The following is an 18,342-nucleotide window of genomic DNA, read 5'->3' on the forward strand; positions in this document are numbered from 1 at the left end:
TCTTATGAAAATCAAAATGACGGCTCTCGCTTTAATTGCATTCTCTAGCACCTCCATGGCAGATTCAGCCAACACCGTGCAATTCAAGGGTGAAGTGAGTACTCAAACCTGCTCGGTGAATATTAACGGCAATGAAGCCAATCCGGTGGTGTTACTGCAGACGGTTGCGGCCAGCTCGCTCGCTACCAAAGGTGCCACCGCTGGTGACACAACCTTTACCGTTAACGTAACCGGTTGTACTACCGCGGCCAGCGACACCTCCATCAAGACGGTATTTGTGGGCAATAACACGACTACCAATGGCAACCTGGGTAACACCGGTGATGCGACCAAGGTTTCTATTCAACTGTTGGATAGCGATGCCACCACGCCACTGAGCTTTACTACGGGTTCAACGGCCACCACCAGCGCAATGACGCTGGCAACCGGCGCGACATCAACCTCGCAAGAACTGGTTGCCCGTTATTATGCCGAAGAAGCTGGGGTGACTGCAGGTTCAGTGATCGCCACGGCACAATATGCGATTACGTATAAATAATACTCTTCCGCTCCAGGTTGTTTCCGCCACCAGGCTCAAGCCTGATGGCGGGAAATAACCTGTTACCCATAATAACGTCAGCACCGCCCGAAACGCTAAGGGGTGCTGAGTTATTAGTCTTGTTGACTGGTCTCTCTTATGGCGTATACCACACGTACCTTTTCTTGTTGGGCGGCATTGCTGTTCAGCCTGACGTTGCTGATTGTCGATAGCGCTGCTGCCAGCGTCACCATGCTGGGCAACCGAGTGATCTACCCGGCCCAGGCACGCGAAAAGACGCTGCAGTTTACCAACGATGATGCTGCTCCGGCGCTGCTCCAGGTCTGGCTCGATATCGATAATGACAAATCGACGCCCGAAACGGCCGATGCCCCTTTTATCGCATCGCCACAGATTTTCCGGATGAATGCCCATAGCGGGCAAATGGTACGTTTGATGTACACCGGCAAAGGTTTACCGACCGACCGAGAATCCCTGTTTCACCTTAACTTCCTCCAGGTGCCAGCCGTCAAGCAAAGCGAAACGGATAAAAACAAGCTGGTACTGTTGGTCAGCAACCGGTTGAAGGTGTTCTATCGGCCAGAAGGGCTGCCGGGAGAGGGGAATCAGGCGGGTAAACAGTTGCAAATCCAGCGTAATGGCAATGCATTACAGGTCAGTAATCCCACGCCTTATTACGTCAGCATCAGCTATGCCAAAAGCGGCAATAAAAACCTGCATATTGAACCGGCCGATATGGTCGCGCCTTTTTCGCAGGTGAGTTGGCCGCTCGGCTCGGCGTTCCCCAAAGGGAAACTGAAAGTGGTGCTCGGCGTCATGAATGACTACGGGGTAGAGGTTCCCGTAACGTTAGAGACGCCGCACTAAAAAAGGACAGGGAGGTCCTGATGTCGCTTAAAAACTATCCCACATTTCCGCCTCTGCTATCAACGTGCTGCCGCTATGGCCTCTTTTTGCTCTCTTTGGGCGGGATCTCCCTGGCACAAGGCGCGACGGACGACGACTACGCCTTCGACGCCGATTTACTGCGCGGCAGCGTTTTCAGCACTACGCAACTCGAACAGTTCAACCAACAGGATCTGGTGACGCCAGGCAACTATGAGGTCGAACTGTTTACCAACGGCGTATTTGTTGAACGCAGCAAAATCCGCTTTGTTTTGGGTGACGATCGGCGCGTTTTGCCGTGTTTTGACCGACAACAGCTGGAACGCCTTGGTCTAAAGGAAGTGCCGGTGGCGCCTGCGGAAGGCTGCCTGCAACCTGGACGCGATCTTAAAGATATTCAGGTTCAGGCCGATATGTCACAACTAAGATTGGATCTCAGTATCCCACAGAGTTTGTTGAACCATAAACCCCGTGGCAGCGTCAGCCCTGACAGCCTGAGCAGCGGTGAAACAATGGCGTTTTTCAACTACAACGTTAACCAATATCACGTCAACTACCGCCAGGGGCAGACCAAGGATCTCAATTCCACCTTCGCCAATCTGAATGGGGGTTTTAACCTGGGTCTATGGCGTTACCGCCAGCAATCCAGCTTCCGTTTTGATAATGAATTTGGCAGCCATTGGGATACCAGCCGCCGCTATGTCCAGCGGGCGGTGCTGCCGTTACGCAGTGAGGTTTTGCTGGGAGAAGGTTTTACCGACGGCCATTTCTTCGCCGGGCTGGGGTTTCGCGGTGTCCGGATGACGTCGGACGATCGTATGTTGCCGGACTCGCTGCGAGGCTATGCTCCCGTGGTGCGCGGTATTGCCAATAGTAACGCCAGGGTGACCGTGTTTCAGGGCAAAAGCCAACTGTATGAAACCACGGTGGCCCCTGGTCCCTTTGCGATTGACGATCTGTTTGCCACCAACTTCTCCGGTGACCTGACGGTGGTGGTGACCGAGGCAGATGGTAGCGTCAGCACCTTCACCGTGCCATTCTCTGCCGTTCCCCAATCCATGCGCCCCGGCTCCTCACGTTATTCGGCGACTCTTGGTCGATCGCGCTTTATCGGCGACAACGATCTTTTCAGTGAACTGACCTGGCAGTATGGTTTGAGCAACTCTCTGACGTTTAATACTGGCAACCAGTTGGCTGATGGTTATCAGGCCTTGATGCTGGGTGGGGTCTACAGTAACTCGCTGGGGGCTTTTGGCCTGGATAGCACTTTTTCCCATGCCAGCCTGCCGGAAGGCACCACCTCGGGCTGGATGCTGCACCTGTCCTATAGCAAAAGCTTTACCCCAACGGATACCACGCTTTCCATCGCCGGGTATCGTTACTCCACCGAAGGGTTTCGTGATTTGAGCGATGTGCTTGGCGTACGTCAGGCAGAACGCAGTGGACAAAGTTGGCAATCCGATTCCTATCGCCAGCAGTCGCGCTTTGAAGTGGCCGTCAATCAGGGGATCGGCTCATTGGGTAACCTGACGCTGTCAGGCTCTACGCAGGATTATCGCGATGGGCGTGGCCGGGATAATCAGCTACAGTTGGGGTGGGGCAAGGTATTTGGCAACGGCGTCGCGTTGAACCTTTCGGTGACGCGTACCCGTAGCCTGAACGGCAACAATAGCGCCTATTACGACGGAAATCAGCCTTATGTGAATAGCAATGGTTTCGCGAGTACCAACACCTCGCAAACCGTTAGTTCGCTCTCGGTTTCCTTTCCTCTTGGCCGCTCTTCTTCTGCGCCAACGGCATCGTTGTTCTCTAATCATAGCCAAGGACAGGGGGGGAGTTATCAGGCGGCGCTCTCGGGCAACGTGGGGGAGACGCAGCAGGTCGGCTATGGGCTTAATTTCACCACCGACGATAATAACCATAACAGTATCTGGGGGGGGAATCTGCAAACCCGCCTGCCTTATGCCAGTGCCACCGGCTCGGTTTCAGCATCCAGCCAATATTGGCAGGGATCGGCAGCACTACAGGGGGCAGTGGTTGCCCATCGCGGTGGAGTCACGCTTGGGCCTTATGTTGGGGATACCTTTGCCCTGATCGATGCCCCTGGTGCGCGTGGTGCGCAAGTGATGGATGGGCAGGGTGCCCGTGTCGATCGTTTCGGTTATGCGCTGGTTCCTTCGTTGGTGCCCTATCATTTCAATACTGTGGCTTTGAATCCGCAGGGGATGAGCAGCAAAGCAGAATTGGAAAGTGGGCAACAGCGCGTGGCACCTTTCGCAGGAGCCACGGTGCGTCTGCACTTCAAAACGATACGAGGTCAGGCGGTGTTGATCAAGGTTCAGCGGCCAGATGGCAGCATCATCCCGATGGGGACCTCGGTCTATGATGAGAACAATAATGATGTCGGCATGGTCGGCCAGGCTAATCAGGTCTATCTGCGCAGCGATAAACCGCAGGGGAAATTGACCTTACGCTGGGGAAAAGGGGCGGCTGAACGATGCAGCTTACCCTATAAATTACCCCCACCAAGCGATGAGCCGATCCTGTTATTGAAGGCGACATGCCGCTGATTTACCGATTTTTCACCGGAGGTTATGCCATGAAGTTATTTTCACTGCTGCGGTTGGCGCTGTTGGGAGGCCTATTTGCAGGGGTCTGCCTACCAGCGGCGGCCAGATGCACCCGCGTTTCGCCAGCCATTGACTCCGGTTGCGACGCCTGTGGCGTCGGGATCGGCCTGGGGCGTATCAACCTGACCAGCACATACCTGCAGCCCGTAGGCACGCCGCTGGGCAGTAGCGTGTTTGATTTCACCTCCGGCGTCCGTTACCCAGATCCGAACAAAGTTTTGTATGAGTGCGATGCTAGCGACGTCGGGCAGATTTTTGAAGTGTTTGCCACCAACGGTGACGACCGGGTGGGGGGGTATTATGATTTAGGGGCGGCGGACGGCAATCCCAACTATTTTGCCACCTACTTCCCCTATGTCGGTATTCGTCTCACTCATCTGGATTCGGGCAAGGTATTTACCCGTTACTGGCAGGCAACGCCGATCACCCGTTATGCCACCGTGGGTAACAAGATCCAGGTCCGGGTCAAGGATTTCAGCCCCATCCGGGCAGATCTGATCCGCATCAGCTCGCTCCCTGGCCGTGGTGCCAGTAACTACTGTGGTTACAGTGCCTCTAATCCATTGACTGGCATGGCTTCCACCACGGGTAATTCGAACTATACCTGCATCCAGCCTAATGGCTATGTGACCTTCCAAGGGCCGGGTATTGCGTCTGATCCTATTGGTAGCGATTCAGCCACCAACTATTCGACCTGGGGAACCGGGCGTTGGAACGCGATGGGGATGGGGACGTCGCCGATTTCTTCTCTTTCTTACACCGCCACCTGTGTGGCACGTAACGTCACGCCGCTGGTGATCCTGCCCACGCTTTCCGTCGGTCAATTAACCGCGGGGCGAACCTCGCAGGCCCAGTTCACCATCAATATCGAATGTGATAATGCAGCCGTTTCGGGGATTAGTACCAATCGTACGGCCTTGGGTCTGCAAGTCCCTTATGCCAGCTTTGCTCTGGCGCAACAGCTTGGTCTGGTCAACGCCAGCGGTGGCGTCAGCTATCTGCTCTCTGACGGTTATGGCACGGACAGCAGTGTAGCGACCGGCGTGGGAATTGCACTCTCTAACAGTAGCAACGGTACGCCAATGAACTTTGTCGGCTGGGCTCGTTGTAGTGCTGGCCAGTGCCCACAGGGTAACAATGCGGGTTGGTATCCAGTTCTCGATGGCGCAAGCAGCGGGGGCAGTACCGCGACGGGGTATACTCATTACACCACGCAGTTGACAGCCACATTATCACGCTTGCCGGGCCAGACCGTTACGGCGGGCAAGGTTGATGCCAAGGCGTATGTTTGGGTCAAGGTACAGTAGAGAACATTATGAAGAAAATCGTCTGTACGCTACTGCTGCTCGGTGGCTTGTTACCTGCCATGCTGGCTCAGGCCGGCATTATTGCCTCCGCGACGCGAGTGATTTTTCGTGAGGGCGATAATGAAAAAAGCTTGATGCTCCTCAATACCAACGACTATCCGATAGTGGTGCAAACCTGGGTAGACGATGGGGATGTCAATGCGGCCCCTGAGCAATCAACAGCGCCTTTTGTCAGCTTGCCTGCGGTATTTAGCATGCAGCCCAAGACCATGAAAGGGCTGAGGCTGATTTATAACCAGCAGTCACTGCCAACGGATAGGGAATCGGTCTTCTGGATTAATCTGTACGAAATTCCACCGACACGCCCGGTGATCCCCCCGCTTCAGCCTAGCGTGACCATGGCGATGAACACCCAGATGAAGATTTTCTATCGGCCCAAGGCGGTAGTCGCGGCAGAGAAGGATGCGCCCAAGCCGGTGTTCACACTGAAAAAGGAAGATAATCATTACGTCTTGCTGTGCGATAACCCGTCGCCAGTTTATCTCTCTTTTTCCCGTCTTGCGTTGCGCATTGGCCAGCAGGATTATCCGGTGCAACAAGAGAGCGATATGATGACGCCGCCTTTTGGCAGCAAAAAGTATCGGATTGATGGTATTGTTCAATCAGGAGCTATCTCCTCAGCAGTGGTCAACGCCGCCATTATCGATGACCAGGGTAATGCGGTCGATCAACAATATGCCGTACGGAAATAACAGGCCTCACCTTGTGGCTAAATAGAGAAAAAGATGCTACCCAATAAACCTCAGATCGAACTTGAATTGGCACAACGGGCCGCCAGGATAAGAAGCTCGGGGCGGTTCCATCAGGCGATAATTAAACACGCCGTGATGATAGATGAAACCTATCGGAATCATCCTATGTTCTACAAAATCATCTTTCGTAACAGCCGCTTTATTATCTGCTCGACTCTGCTGGCCATTTATTACAACCAAAGCGAGGCCGCCCTGAAGGATGTTAAAGCCTTTTTTAAAGACAAAGATATTATCAGCGAGAACGCGTTGGATTCGTTTCTGTTCTTTCTGCGCGTAGGGCGCTGGCTGGAGGTCAAGAAGGACGATCAAGACCGGCGCACGCTGTTGTTTAGGCCTACCCCGAATGCTTTGCGCCAAACCCATGAGCTGGTTTCCTCGATGGCGCTGCCCTATCAAACGTTAGCCCCCGAAATTCCGGTTGCCGACCTGTTGGATCAGAGCTGGTTTTTACCTGCGTTCTTCAAGGTTTACGGCCAACTGATGATACAGGAGATCTATCTGATCGATCTGGTTCCACAGGCCGCATTATTTATTACTAAAGATGCGGGCCATATGGTGTTACTGATGCTCTTTATAGAAAGTATCCGTCATAATTCCCACGTGCTGTTTTTGTCTTCGGCGGAGATCGCCAAGTTTAGCTCGGTGTCCCGTACGCATATCAATCGGATCCTGCTGGCGGCGGAAAAATCGGGCCTGCTCACCACCAAAAATAACGTGCTGATTGAGTTAAATAGCTCGTTTATTGAGATGGCAGAACGCTACTTTAGCCTGTATATGGCGATGGTGGGTTACAGCCTGGATGGAGCATGTCAGCAGCATAATAACTAGGTCTGTCAGAAAAACCACCCTAGTGATATAGCTGCAATATGCAATTTATAGTATTCAACTAATTATCATGGTATTTATTTTACTTTCAATATTTATAACGCCATGATTTTATTAATGTAATAATAATCCTAATTTAATATTTATTTTCATTATGCCTTATGGCTGTTAGCTACTAGACTCTTAATTCTATCAGGTAAATATCTGCTTCCCCTCGATTAAATACCTTAAATAGAGCCGGTGGAATAATGCCATTGGCTGTCGTACTTTGTTGCATACAGACTGAGAGGTTGGAATGCGAAGTAGGATAATTATTGTAGGTGGTGGTACGGGAGGTACCATGCTGGCCAATCTTTTGGCCACCAAGTTACATCGTGAGGTTATCAATAATCAGATTGAAATCATGATGATTTCCGACTCGCCGGTGCATTATTACAAGCCCGCGTTTATGTATGTCGCCTTTAATGCTTTTTTCAAACAAGAACTGACCAGGCCGCAGCAAAGCCTATTACGTCCAGAGATACAGTTTATTATTGATAAGGCTGAACAATTCGATTTATCCCAGCGTTGTATTTATACCCGCAGTGGCAATAAATATCACTACGACTTTTTAGTCTTTGCCACCGGCTGCGTACCCTGGCCTGAACAGATTGAAGGATTGGCCCAGGCGGGCGATCACTTTTACCAATATCAGGCGTCTCGCCAGTTGGCGCAAAAGTTGGCTACTATCGAGAAAGGGCGCATTTTTATCACGGTGTCGTTCCCGCAAACGCCCAACGTACCGCACCAATGTGGTATTGCCCCAATAGAAACCACCCTGATGCTGGATGACTACCTGCGGCGGCGCGGGGTGCGTAACAACGTTGAAATTGTTTACACCTACCCGACCATTTCGCAGCTCCTGCGTAACTGCCTGTTCCTGCAACGCCCTACTGGCGAGGCTCTGCACAGCATTTTTGCGGCCCGTGATATCAAGCATCAGCGAGGTTTTACCCTAAGCAAAGTGGATAGCGAACGGCGCATTGCCTATTCCTCCGAGGGCGACGAACAACCCTTCGACATCCTGATGGCTACCCCGCCGATCCGTGCGGTAGAAGCGGTACGCAACACCTGGCTGAGCGATATCGATAACGGCGAAGGCTGGCTTCCCACCGATCACCAGACACTGCAAGTTTATGGCCAGCAGGGCGTTTATGTGATTGGCGATACTGTCGATCTGCCGGTCAGCAAGGCGGGCGGTTCCTGCCATAACCAGGCCCCGGTGATTGCCGACAATATCGTCGCGGAACTGCGTTTGGGCCAGCCTCATAGCCATTATGACGGTAAGGTACAGGCCATTGCCCAAATGGGACTACAGGCCGGTATGCCGTTGGTTTACGACTATCGCCATGACGTGATCCCCACGCCTGCCACTAAGCTTGGAGGCATGCTGCGCAACGGGTTTAACCGTGGCCTGTACTGGGCCACCGTACGTGGACTGATTTGAACGGAGGAAGTATGGACTCATCGCAAGCACAACCGTTAGATGCCCTGTTGGCCAAGCTTGATCCGCTGCTGGCGACCGGCAGGCTGGATAACGTGGTCGATCTGCTGTCGTTGCTGTCTGACATAACGGATATTGCGGACAACGCGCTGGTGGAAAAACTGGCTGGAGTGTTCGAAGGCGTCGTCGCTGCGGGTTGGGAGGGCGGCATGGCGTTGAAGATGGCGCATAGCGAGCTGCAATTGAACACCTCGCCCGCCAACTACCGTTCGGTCTATGCGCTGCTGCGTCAGCCGGACACGCTATTAGGATTGATGCTGGTGTTGCGCACGTTGCAAATCATCGGCCAGCGTTTGCGTACCTCATCGTTGCCAGCAGAAAGCTGACGGCAACTCTTCTCCCTCAACAGGACATCTTTATGTCAATGAATTCCAAACAGGCGTTCGCCACACGTGCCATTCATCACGGTTATGACCCGCAGCAATTTCTGGGTGCACTTTGCCCACCGGTTTTTATGAGTTCGACCTTTACCTTTCCTTCGGCGGAATATGGCGGTGCCTGTTTCGCTGGTACCGAGCCTGGCTATTTTTACTCACGCATTGCCAATCCGACGCTGAATTTACTGGAGCAGCGTATCGCCAACCTGGAGGGCGGAGAGGCCGCCGTGGCTTTCTCCTCCGGCATGGGAGCGATCACTGCCTGTTGTTGGACGCTGCTGGCACCGGGCGATGAACTGATCGTCGATGAGACGATTTATGGCTGCACCTTTAGCTACTTCCATCATGGCCTGGCGCGTTACGGCGTGAAAATCACTCACGTTGACCTGACACGCCCGGAGCAACTGGCGAAGACCATTGGGCCACGCACCCGGCTGGTATATTGCGAAACGCCAGCCAACCCGAATATGCGCCTGATCGATATTGCGGCCATCGCCGAAATCACTCACGGGCAACCACGAGCGCTGCTGTTGGTGGATAACACCTACTGCACGCCTTACCTGCAACAGCCTCTGGCTTTAGGGGCCGATATGGTGGTGCATTCTGCCACCAAATACCTGGGTGGGCATGGCGATCTGCTGGCCGGGCTGGTGATCGCCAAAGCCGAGTTGGCGCAGGAGATCCGTCTGATTGGCTTGAAGGACATGACCGGTGCGGTGCTATCGGCGCAGGATGCGTCTTTGCTGCTCCGCGGCCTGAAAACCCTGCCATTGCGCATGGAGCGCCATTGCGACAACGCTCAGCAGTTGGCAGAACTGTTGGAACAGCATCCGGCGGTGGAGCGCGTGTATTACCCTGGATTGGAAAGCTTCCCGCAACATGGCTTAGCCAGCCAGCAGATGAGCCGCCCTGGCGGGATGCTGGCCTTTGAGCTGAAAGGGGGAATGGAGGCCGGGATCCGCTTCCTCAACGGATTAAATCTGATCCTGCGGGCGGTGAGTCTGGGGGATTGCGAATCCTTGGCGCAGCATCCGGCGAGTATGACGCACTCAGCCTACAGCGCCGAAGAACGCCGGCGGCACCATATCAGCGATGGGCTGATCCGGCTTTCTGCCGGGCTGGAAGATGTTGAAGATTTGAAGGCGGATATCAATCAGGCGCTGGCGCGTTGCCAGTAAACCTGCCGCAGCGGGCACCAGCCTCATTAATCGAGGCTGGTGGGCTGGTTGTTAGCGGCTTTCCGTTGAGACTACGGCAGAGGTTTCCCCACCTTTTTTGCGTACCCACAACGTATAAGCCAGCGTCAGGAAGGCTACCCAGACTAGCCCGACATACAGCGCGATACGGCTTTCCTCGAAGTAACCGAGCAGGCCGATCACAAACACCATAAACGCCGTAGCCAATGCAGGAGCGACTGGCCACCAAGGTACTGGAAAGCTCAGCTTGGCCACTTCATCTTTAGTGAGCGTGCGGCGCATGGCGATCTGCGACAGCAGGATCATCAGCCATACCCACACCGTGGCAAAGGTGGCGATGGAGGCAATGATGATAAAGATCTGTTTGGGGATCAGATAGTTGAGCACTACGGCCAGCAGTAGAGCAATGGACATCACCAATACCGTCATCCAAGGTACGCCGTTACCGGTCAGCTTGGTGAAGGCCTTAGGTGCTTGCCCATCCTGCGCCATGCCGTACATCATGCGGCCAGCGCCGAAGATGTCACTGTTGATGGCGGAGATGGCAGCGGTGATCACCACGACGTTCAACACGTTAGCCGCCGAGCTGATGCCCATATGGCTGAAAATCTCGACAAACGGGCTACCGTTCTGGCCGATGCTGTTCCACGGATAGATAGACATCAATACCAGCAGGGTCAGCACGTAGAACAGCAGGATACGGACCGGCACGGCGTTGATCGCCTTGGGCAGCACCTTGGCGGGATCTTTGGCTTCGCTGGCGGTGATACCGATAATTTCAATCCCGCCGAAGGCGAACATCACCACCGCCAGGGAGGCAATGACGCCACCAATACCGTTAGGCATAAAGCCACCGTGTTGCCACAGATTGCTGAAGCCGGTCGCTTCCTGCGTGACACCGAAGCCGAACAACATCACGGCAGCCCCACCAACGATCATCGCCACGATGGCGGCAACCTTGACCAGCGACAGCCAGAACTCCATCTCGCCAAACACTTTGACGCTGCACAGGTTAAGCGCGCCGATAAACAGAATGATGCTCAGTACCCAGACCCATTGAGCGACATCCGGAAACCATAGCCCCATATAGATGCCGAAGGCCGTCACGTCGGCCAGGGCCACGATCACCATTTCAAAGGTATAAGTCCATCCGGTGAGGAAGCCCGCCAACGGGCCGAGGTAATGGCTGGCGTAGTGGCCGAAGGAGCCGGAGACGGGCTGATGCACCGCCATCTCCCCCAAGGCACGCATGACCATAAATACCGCCGCGCCACCCACCAGATAGGCAAGCAGTACGGCCGGGCCAGCCAGTTGAATAGCGCCAGCGGAACCATAGAACAGACCGGTACCGATGGCCGAACCCAGGGCCATAAAGCGGATATGTCGCGCGTTCAGGCCACGCCGGAGCTGGGGTTTCTCATTACGCATGTTGCTTCTCCGTTTTAATCATATTGTTGTCGGACAGGCAGCGCTATCCGCACAGGGGGAACGAACCCCGGCGGGATAGAGGACGAATTGTGCAGGGTAATAGGCCGTGCTCCAGACTGACGGGGCACGGCCTAAAGGCGTTACGCCTGGCTAGGTAACAAAGTGGCTGGGATCAGCGCGGTCAGATGGCCTGCTGCCAACAGTTGGCTGGCTGCTTCGATATCGGGGGCGAAGAACCGATCCTTATCGTAGTAGGCGACATGTTCGCGCAGTAGATGCCGAGCCTGCTCCAGCCCTGCAGTGGTTTGCAGACCTTTACGCAGATCCAGCCCCTGGCAGGCCGCTAGCCATTCTACGGCCAGAATGCCGCGGACGTTATCCGCCATTTCCCACAGGCGACGGCCCGCTGCCGGCGCCATCGAGACATGGTCTTCCTGGTTGGCCGAGGTTGGGATGCTGTCAACGCTGGCCGGGTGCGCCAGTGCCTTGTTCTCGCTGGTTAGCGCGGCGGCGGTGACCTGGGCGATCATAAAGCCGGAGTTTACTCCGCCGTTATCCACCAGGAACGGTGGCAACTGCGACATGTGCTTATCCATCATCAGTGAAATACGGCGCTCGGAAAGTGAACCGATTTCGGCGAATGCCAGCGCCAGGTTATCGGCGGCCATGGCTACCGGTTCGGCGTGGAAGTTGCCACCGGACAGCACATCGCCCTGTTCGGCAAACACCAGCGGGTTATCGGAAACGGCGTTGGCCTCGATCTCCAGCACTTCTGCGGCCTGGCGGATCTGCGTCAGGCAGGCACCCATCACCTGCGGTTGGCAGCGCAGGGAGTAAGGATCCTGCACTTTTTCGCAGTTGGCGTGTGAGTCTGACACGGCGCTACGCGCGCCAAGCAGGTGGCGATAAGCGGCGGCGGCGTCGATCTGCCCACGCTGGCCACGTACTTCATGAATGCGTGGATCGAACGGGCTGCGAGATCCCAGTGCGGCTTCCACGGTCAGGCTGCCGGTGACGGTGGCGGCAGCAAACAGATCTTCGGCATCAAACAGGCCACGCAGCGCAAAGGCGGCGGAAACCTGGGTGCCGTTCAGCAGCGCCAGACCCTCTTTGGCTGCCAGCGTTAACGGCTTCAGACCCGCTTTGGCCAGCGCCTCGGTGGCCGGTAACCACTCGCCCTGATAGCGGGCTTTACCTTCGCCCAACAGCACCAGACTCATGTGCGCCAGCGGGGCCAGATCGCCTGAAGCACCGACGGAGCCTTTCAGCGGGATATGCGGATACACTTCGGCGTTCACCAGCGCCATCAGCGCCTGGATCACTTCCAGACGGATGCCGGAGAAACCACGCGACAGGCTGTTAATCTTCAGCACCATAATCAGGCGCACCAGGTTGTCATCGGTAGGTGCACCCACACCGGCCGCATGTGACAGCACGATGGAACGTTGCAGATTCTCCAAATCTTCGCGGGCGATACGGGTGGAAGCCAGCAGGCCAAAGCCGGTATTGATACCGTAAGTGGTGCGGTTCTCTTCCACAATGCGTTCCACGCAGGAAACGCTCTGCTGGATCGCGCCATAGGCGTTGTCGTCCAGCGTCAGTGTGACCGGGTGCTGATAAACCTGGCGCAGTTCGGCAAGCGTCAGCTTACCTGGGCGGATAGTCAGAGCGTTCATGCTTTTTCTCCCTGAGTAGCGGCAACCATTGGCAGGTTCAGACCTTGCTCGCGGGCGCAGTCGATAGCGATCTCGTAACCCGCATCGGCATGGCGCATGACGCCGGTGGCCGGGTCGTTATGCAGCACGCGGGCGATACGCTCGGCGGCTTCATCGGTGCCGTCACAGACGATCACCATGCCGGAGTGTTGGGAGAAGCCCATGCCGACGCCGCCGCCGTGGTGCAGAGACACCCAGGTGGCACCGCTCGCGGTGTTGAGCAAGGCGTTGAGCAACGGCCAGTCGGATACGGCATCAGAGCCGTCTTTCATGGATTCGGTTTCACGGTTCGGGCTGGCGACCGAGCCGGAATCCAGGTGGTCACGACCAATGACGATTGGAGCAGAGAGTTCGCCGCGGCGTACCATCTCGTTAAACGCCAGGCCCAACTTGGCGCGTTGGCCGAGGCCAACCCAGCAGATACGGGCTGGCAGGCCCTGGAAGCTGATGCGCTCACGTGCCATATCTAACCAACGGTGCAGGTGCTCATCGTCTGGGATCAGCTCTTTGACCATGGCGTCGGTCTTGTAGATATCCTGCGGATCGCCAGACAGCGCCGCCCAACGGAACGGACCGACGCCACGGCAGAACAGCGGGCGAATATACGCAGGTACAAAGCCTGGGAAGTCAAAGGCGTTATCAACGCCCATCTCTTTGGCCATCTGGCGAATGTTGTTGCCGTAGTCGAAGGTAGGCACGCCCATTTTCTGGAACGCCAGCATGGCTTCTACGTGTTCGGCCATTGACTGTTTGGCAGCCTTCACCACCACCGCAGGTTCGGTTTGTGCACGGCGGCGATACTCTTCCCAGCTCCAGCCTTTTGGCAGGTAACCGTTGAGCGGATCGTGGGCGCTGGTCTGGTCGGTAACCATGTCAGGGCGAACGCCACGCTTGACCAGCTCCGGCAGGATTTCTGCCGCATTGCCACACAGGGCAATCGAGATGGCTTTGCCTTCGGCGCAGTACTTTTTCAGGCGCGCCAGTGCGTCATCCAGATCGGTGGCCTGCTCATCGACGTAGCGGGTTTTCAGGCGGAAATCGATGCGGCTCTGCTGGCATTCGATGTTCAGCGAGCTGGCTCCGGCCAAGGTAGCGGCCAGTGGCTGTGCGCCACCCATGCCACCCAGCCCGGCGGTCAGCACCCAGCGGCCTTTCAGGCTGCCGTCGTAATGCTGGCGGCCAGCTTCGACGAAGGTTTCGTAAGTGCCCTGCACGATGCCCTGGCTACCGATGTAGATCCAGCTGCCAGCGGTCATCTGGCCATACATCGCCAGACCCTTGGCATCCAATTCGTTAAAGTGTTCCCAGGTTGCCCAGTGAGGCACCAGGTTGGAGTTGGCAATCAGCACGCGCGGGGCGTTACTGTGCGTTTTGAACACGCCGACCGGCTTGCCGGACTGCACCAGCAAGGTTTCGTCGTCTTCCAGAGTTTTGAGGGTGGCAACAATCTTGTCGTAACAGTCCCAGTCACGGGCTGCGCGGCCGATACCGCCATAAACGACCAGTTCGTGTGGATTTTCAGCCACTTCAGGATCGAGGTTGTTCATCAGCATGCGCAGCGGCGCTTCGGTCAGCCAGCTTTTGGCGTTTAATTGTGTGCCGCGGGGCGCGCGAATATCAACATGGCGAACTTTGTTATTTGCAGTCACAGCTAGTTCCTCAAACAGTATCGGTACAAATCTCATCTTATGACGGCAACTCACAGGCCATAACAATGAGCGGGGTTTATTAACATATACTTGTATGTACAAGCATATGCAACAGCGGCGACAATTTGCGAAAAATGGCATAAGAAAAGGTTATTTGTGTTTTAAATCAGGTTTTTATGTTTTGTTTTCGGATTAAGACCATTAGCCGGACGTGGCAAAACAGTGAGCTGCTCTACAAAAATGAATTAAAATAGTGTCATTTTTGAGCGACAAATCACAATAATTTTACATCTGGATTACAACTAAGCGGGAGAGATAAAAAAAACGTATTACCGGAGGATTGGGAGACAACGATTTGTAGGGCGCTGTATACAGCGCCCATTAATATAATCAATAGGTTAGATAGCCGGTTGCAATGCGCTTGAACGCGTCATTTTAAATACCGTGGCCAGGCTGGCTAGCAGCGCCGGGATCGCCAGGAACAGCAAAATACTCTGCACCTGCCACTCCATCGCCAGTAGCTGAGCCGCCATCATGGTGCCAGCCACGCCGCCAAAGCGGCCAATCCCCTGCATCCAGGCAATACCGGTAGCGCGGCTGTGCGTTGGGTAGTAGGTGGCAGCCAGGGTTTGCAGGCCGGATTGCGCGCCGTTCATGGTAATGCCCATCAGGAAGATAAAGGCGCCGAGCAGCACGATCTGGCTATCCTCGGTGGCCATCGCCACAATCAGCAGGGCGCTGATGGCAAAGCCGGTGGAAACCACCTTGTGGGCATTCCAGCGGTCCATCAACCAGCCAGCCATCAGGATCCCCAGTGTACCGCCGAAGGTGAACAGCGACGTCAGGATCGCCGATTGCTCAAGCTGATACCCCAACCCTTGCATCAACAGCGGCATCCAGCTCAGTAATACGTAGTAGATCACCAATCCCATAAAGTAGGTGAGCCACAGCATCAGTGTCCCCACCAGGTAGGGGCGGCTGAACAGCAGGCCGACGCTGGTCTTCGACAGGGCCAGCTTGTCCTCATACAGGTAGAAACGGGAGATGTGGCTGATGTTATAGCTGATAAAACGTTGGGCAATCTGTTTGATTTTAGCGGCATCTTGCCCACGGTTAACCATGTATTTCACCGATTCCGGCAGCAGCAGGATCAACAGCACGGTGAGCAATAGCGGGGCAATGGCCCCCAGCAGCAACACGCTGTGCCAGCCGTAAGCGGGGATCAGCCAGGAAGAGATGGCGCCACCGCCTGCTGCTCCCAGCGGAAAGCCGCAGTACATGGTGTTAATGGCCAGCGATCGGCAGCGCTGCGGAGCATATTCGGAGATCAGCGTGATGGCGTTTGGCATGGCGGCACCCAGCCCAAGCCCGGTGAGGAAGCGCCACAGCGTCAGGCTATTGAGTGAACCCGCGTAGGCGGTAGCCAGGCTGGAAAGGCCAAAGAACAGGCAGGAGAACACCAGCACCCGTTTGCGGCCAACGCGGTCAGAAATCGGCCCGGCAACCAGGGCTCCTAACGAAAGGCCAAGCAGCGCCGCGCTTAATACCGGCCCCAGATCCTGTTTCACGATCCCCCAGTCTTTGGCCACCGAAGGGGCGATATAGCCCATCGCCGCGGTATCGTAACCGTCAATTGCCAGGATCAGAAAACCCAGGATGATCAGGGTCCAGTGAAACAGCGAAAATTTGCTGTCGTCGATAGCCTGCTGAATATTCAACTCGGTGGAATGGGCCATAGTTTCCTTAAACGCAGATAGGATGTTGATGGATCGTCGGAACTGCGCCCGACTTGTGCCTGCCTGTCTATACATCTGCGTCACAGGCGCTTTTATGTCAAATATTTTCGTTTTAAATGTTAATTTTATGTTTGTTTTGAGCGGTGGATAACATAGGGGGGTGGTGTTAAGTCTGCAATAAACGTCACCTATTAGCAGGTTAACCGGAGAAAGCTGCTGGTCGTCGCCGAACGGACAAAATTTAATACACTTTTCCAGGTTTGGTCGCCCGGTCGGGATCTGCGATAATGCGTCTTTACCTAGACAGATTGAGAAAGCGATGCAGTACCCGATTAATGAGATGTTCCAGACTTTGCAGGGCGAAGGCTATTTCACCGGCGTTCCGGCCATTTTTATTCGCCTACAGGGTTGCCCGGTGGGATGCAGCTGGTGCGATACCAAACACACCTGGGAAAAGGACGCCGATCGGGAAGTGGATATGCAACGCATCCTGGTGAAAACTGCCGAGAGCGATGCCTGGGGAAGCGCCAGTGCGGAACAATTGCTGGAGGTGGTCGAACAGCAGGGCTATACCGCGCGCCATATCGTGATCACCGGCGGTGAGCCGTGCATCTATGATCTGATCCCGTTGACCAAACTGTTTGAGAATGCGGGCTACGGCTGCCAAATTGAAACCAGTGGCACCCATGAAGTCCTCTGTTCCCCCAATACCTGGGTCACCGTTTCACCCAAAGTGAATATGCGCGGTGGTTTGAAGGTAGTAGAGCAGGCGCTGATGCGGGCCGATGAGATCAAGCATCCGGTCGGGCGTGAACGTGATATTGAGGCGTTGGATGAGCTGCTGGCAACGTTGCACGACGAAAAACACCGTATTATCGCTTTGCAGCCGATCAGCCAGAAAGAAGAGGCGACGCGGTTGTGTATTGAGACCTGCATTGCCCGCAACTGGCGGCTTTCGATGCAGACGCATAAGTATTTGAATATTGCTTAAGACCTACCCCTCACCCCAACCCTCTCCCACAGGGAGAGGGAGCTGCCCGGAGCCTTTGGTGGGATCGTGCTGCTTCTGAAAAGGGGAGTAAGAACAAGAAAGGAAAGTAAAACGCTGAGCAATCAACGAACTCGATCGGTTCCCTCTCCTTGGGGTTAGGGTGAGGGAGATTGCACCGGAGCCAATCGCCTCACCCTGAGCCTTGCCCTGTTAACCTTTATATACGCAGCCTGCGGTACAGGTCTCTTTGACCATCACTGCCGACAATTCAGGCAGCTGCGGTTTCAACTGCTGCCAGATCCAGGCGGCGAGCACTTCGCTGGTCGGGTTCTCCAAGCCAGGAATATCGTTCAGATTATAGTGATCCAGGCGCTGCCAAATCGGCTTGAAAGCGGCCTTCAGCTCGGCAAAATCCATCACCCAACCGGTATGGGCGTCTACTTCCCCGGTCACTTCAATACGCACCATAAACGAATGCCCGTGCAGGCGGCCACATTTATGGCCCTCTGGCACGTTTGGCAGATGGTGTGCGGCTTCAAACTGAAAATCTTTAAATAGCGTGGTTGCCATTATTACGGCCTCATTGACTCAAAAACCGCCGAATACTAACGGAAAGCGGCCCTGGTTACTATCTTTTGGGCTGCTTCAGGGGAGATCCAGGGGCGCAGCATGTAGCGCTGCTGGCATTTTTTATTTGGGCGGGATTGAGC

The 18,342-nt window shown here is 55.0% G+C and carries 15 protein-coding genes; 10 read left to right on the plus strand and 5 right to left on the minus strand.

Features of this window, described 5'->3' with window-relative positions; genetic code table 11:
- Positions 1-4 precede the first annotated feature (4 nt).
- From KGP17_RS04210 to KGP17_RS04250, 9 genes are all read left to right on the plus strand, one after another.
- Positions 5-538, plus strand: coding sequence for a fimbrial protein (locus KGP17_RS04210; RefSeq protein ID WP_059199781.1), 534 nt, complete (start codon positions 5-7; stop codon positions 536-538).
- A 138-nt stretch (positions 539-676) separates the two neighbouring features.
- Complete coding sequence (locus KGP17_RS04215; protein WP_059199782.1) at positions 677-1,405, plus strand: molecular chaperone; 729 nt, start codon at positions 677-679, stop codon at positions 1,403-1,405.
- A gap of 20 nt (positions 1,406-1,425) precedes the next feature.
- Complete coding sequence (locus KGP17_RS04220; protein WP_223498894.1) at positions 1,426-3,993, plus strand: fimbria/pilus outer membrane usher protein; 2,568 nt, start codon at positions 1,426-1,428, stop codon at positions 3,991-3,993.
- A gap of 29 nt (positions 3,994-4,022) precedes the next feature.
- Positions 4,023-5,360, plus strand: a complete 1,338-nt coding sequence (locus KGP17_RS04225) for a fimbrial protein (RefSeq protein WP_071682260.1) — start codon at positions 4,023-4,025, stop codon at positions 5,358-5,360.
- 8 nt (positions 5,361-5,368) lie between these two features.
- Positions 5,369-6,112 carry a molecular chaperone gene (locus tag KGP17_RS04230; protein WP_071926039.1) on the plus strand — a complete coding sequence of 248 codons (744 nt, stop codon included), beginning with the start codon at positions 5,369-5,371 and terminating at the stop codon, positions 6,110-6,112.
- A 165-nt stretch (positions 6,113-6,277) separates the two neighbouring features.
- Positions 6,278-7,000: a hypothetical protein gene (locus tag KGP17_RS04235; protein ID WP_223498895.1), complete on the plus strand. Its 723-nt coding sequence runs from the start codon at positions 6,278-6,280 to the stop codon at positions 6,998-7,000.
- A 292-nt stretch (positions 7,001-7,292) separates the two neighbouring features.
- Positions 7,293-8,483, plus strand: coding sequence for an FAD/NAD(P)-binding oxidoreductase (locus tag KGP17_RS04240; protein ID WP_223498896.1), 1,191 nt, complete (start codon positions 7,293-7,295; stop codon positions 8,481-8,483).
- 11 nt (positions 8,484-8,494) lie between these two features.
- Positions 8,495-8,866, plus strand: a complete 372-nt coding sequence (locus KGP17_RS04245) for a hypothetical protein (protein WP_094982126.1) — start codon at positions 8,495-8,497, stop codon at positions 8,864-8,866.
- A gap of 32 nt (positions 8,867-8,898) precedes the next feature.
- A complete protein-coding gene (locus KGP17_RS04250; protein ID WP_094982125.1) occupies positions 8,899-10,095 on the plus strand; it encodes a methionine gamma-lyase in 1,197 nt (398 codons plus the stop codon).
- Between the two features lie 51 nt (positions 10,096-10,146).
- Here the strand turns inward: KGP17_RS04250 and KGP17_RS04255 are convergent, their stop codons facing one another.
- The 4 genes from KGP17_RS04255 to KGP17_RS04270 form a co-directional block, all read right to left on the minus strand.
- Positions 10,147-11,541 (minus strand): amino acid permease, encoded by a 1,395-nt coding sequence (locus KGP17_RS04255; RefSeq protein WP_059199787.1) that lies wholly within the window; start codon positions 11,539-11,541, stop codon positions 10,147-10,149.
- 140 nt (positions 11,542-11,681) lie between these two features.
- Positions 11,682-13,217 (minus strand): histidine ammonia-lyase, encoded by a 1,536-nt coding sequence (gene hutH, locus KGP17_RS04260; RefSeq protein WP_166734121.1) that lies wholly within the window; start codon positions 13,215-13,217, stop codon positions 11,682-11,684.
- Complete coding sequence (gene hutU, locus KGP17_RS04265) at positions 13,214-14,905, minus strand: urocanate hydratase (protein ID WP_024483429.1); 1,692 nt, start codon at positions 14,903-14,905, stop codon at positions 13,214-13,216. The genes hutH and hutU overlap by 4 nt, the downstream gene beginning before the upstream one ends.
- A 398-nt stretch (positions 14,906-15,303) precedes the next feature.
- Positions 15,304-16,641, minus strand: a complete 1,338-nt coding sequence (locus KGP17_RS04270) for an aromatic acid/H+ symport family MFS transporter (RefSeq protein ID WP_094982122.1) — start codon at positions 16,639-16,641, stop codon at positions 15,304-15,306.
- A 319-nt stretch (positions 16,642-16,960) separates the two neighbouring features.
- Here KGP17_RS04270 and queE point away from each other — a divergent pair, with 319 nt between their 5' ends.
- Positions 16,961-17,632 (plus strand): 7-carboxy-7-deazaguanine synthase QueE, encoded by a 672-nt coding sequence (queE, locus tag KGP17_RS04275; RefSeq protein ID WP_021179399.1) that lies wholly within the window; start codon positions 16,961-16,963, stop codon positions 17,630-17,632.
- A 210-nt stretch (positions 17,633-17,842) separates the two neighbouring features.
- Here the strand turns inward: queE and queD are convergent, their stop codons facing one another.
- Positions 17,843-18,202, minus strand: a complete 360-nt coding sequence (gene queD / locus KGP17_RS04280) for a 6-carboxytetrahydropterin synthase QueD (RefSeq protein ID WP_021179400.1) — start codon at positions 18,200-18,202, stop codon at positions 17,843-17,845.
- Between the last annotated feature and the right edge of the window lie 140 nt (positions 18,203-18,342).

The sequence above is a fragment of the Serratia sp. JSRIV001 genome (assembly GCF_019968745.1).
Classification (GTDB): Bacteria; Pseudomonadota; Gammaproteobacteria; order Enterobacterales; family Enterobacteriaceae; genus Chania; species Chania fonticola_B.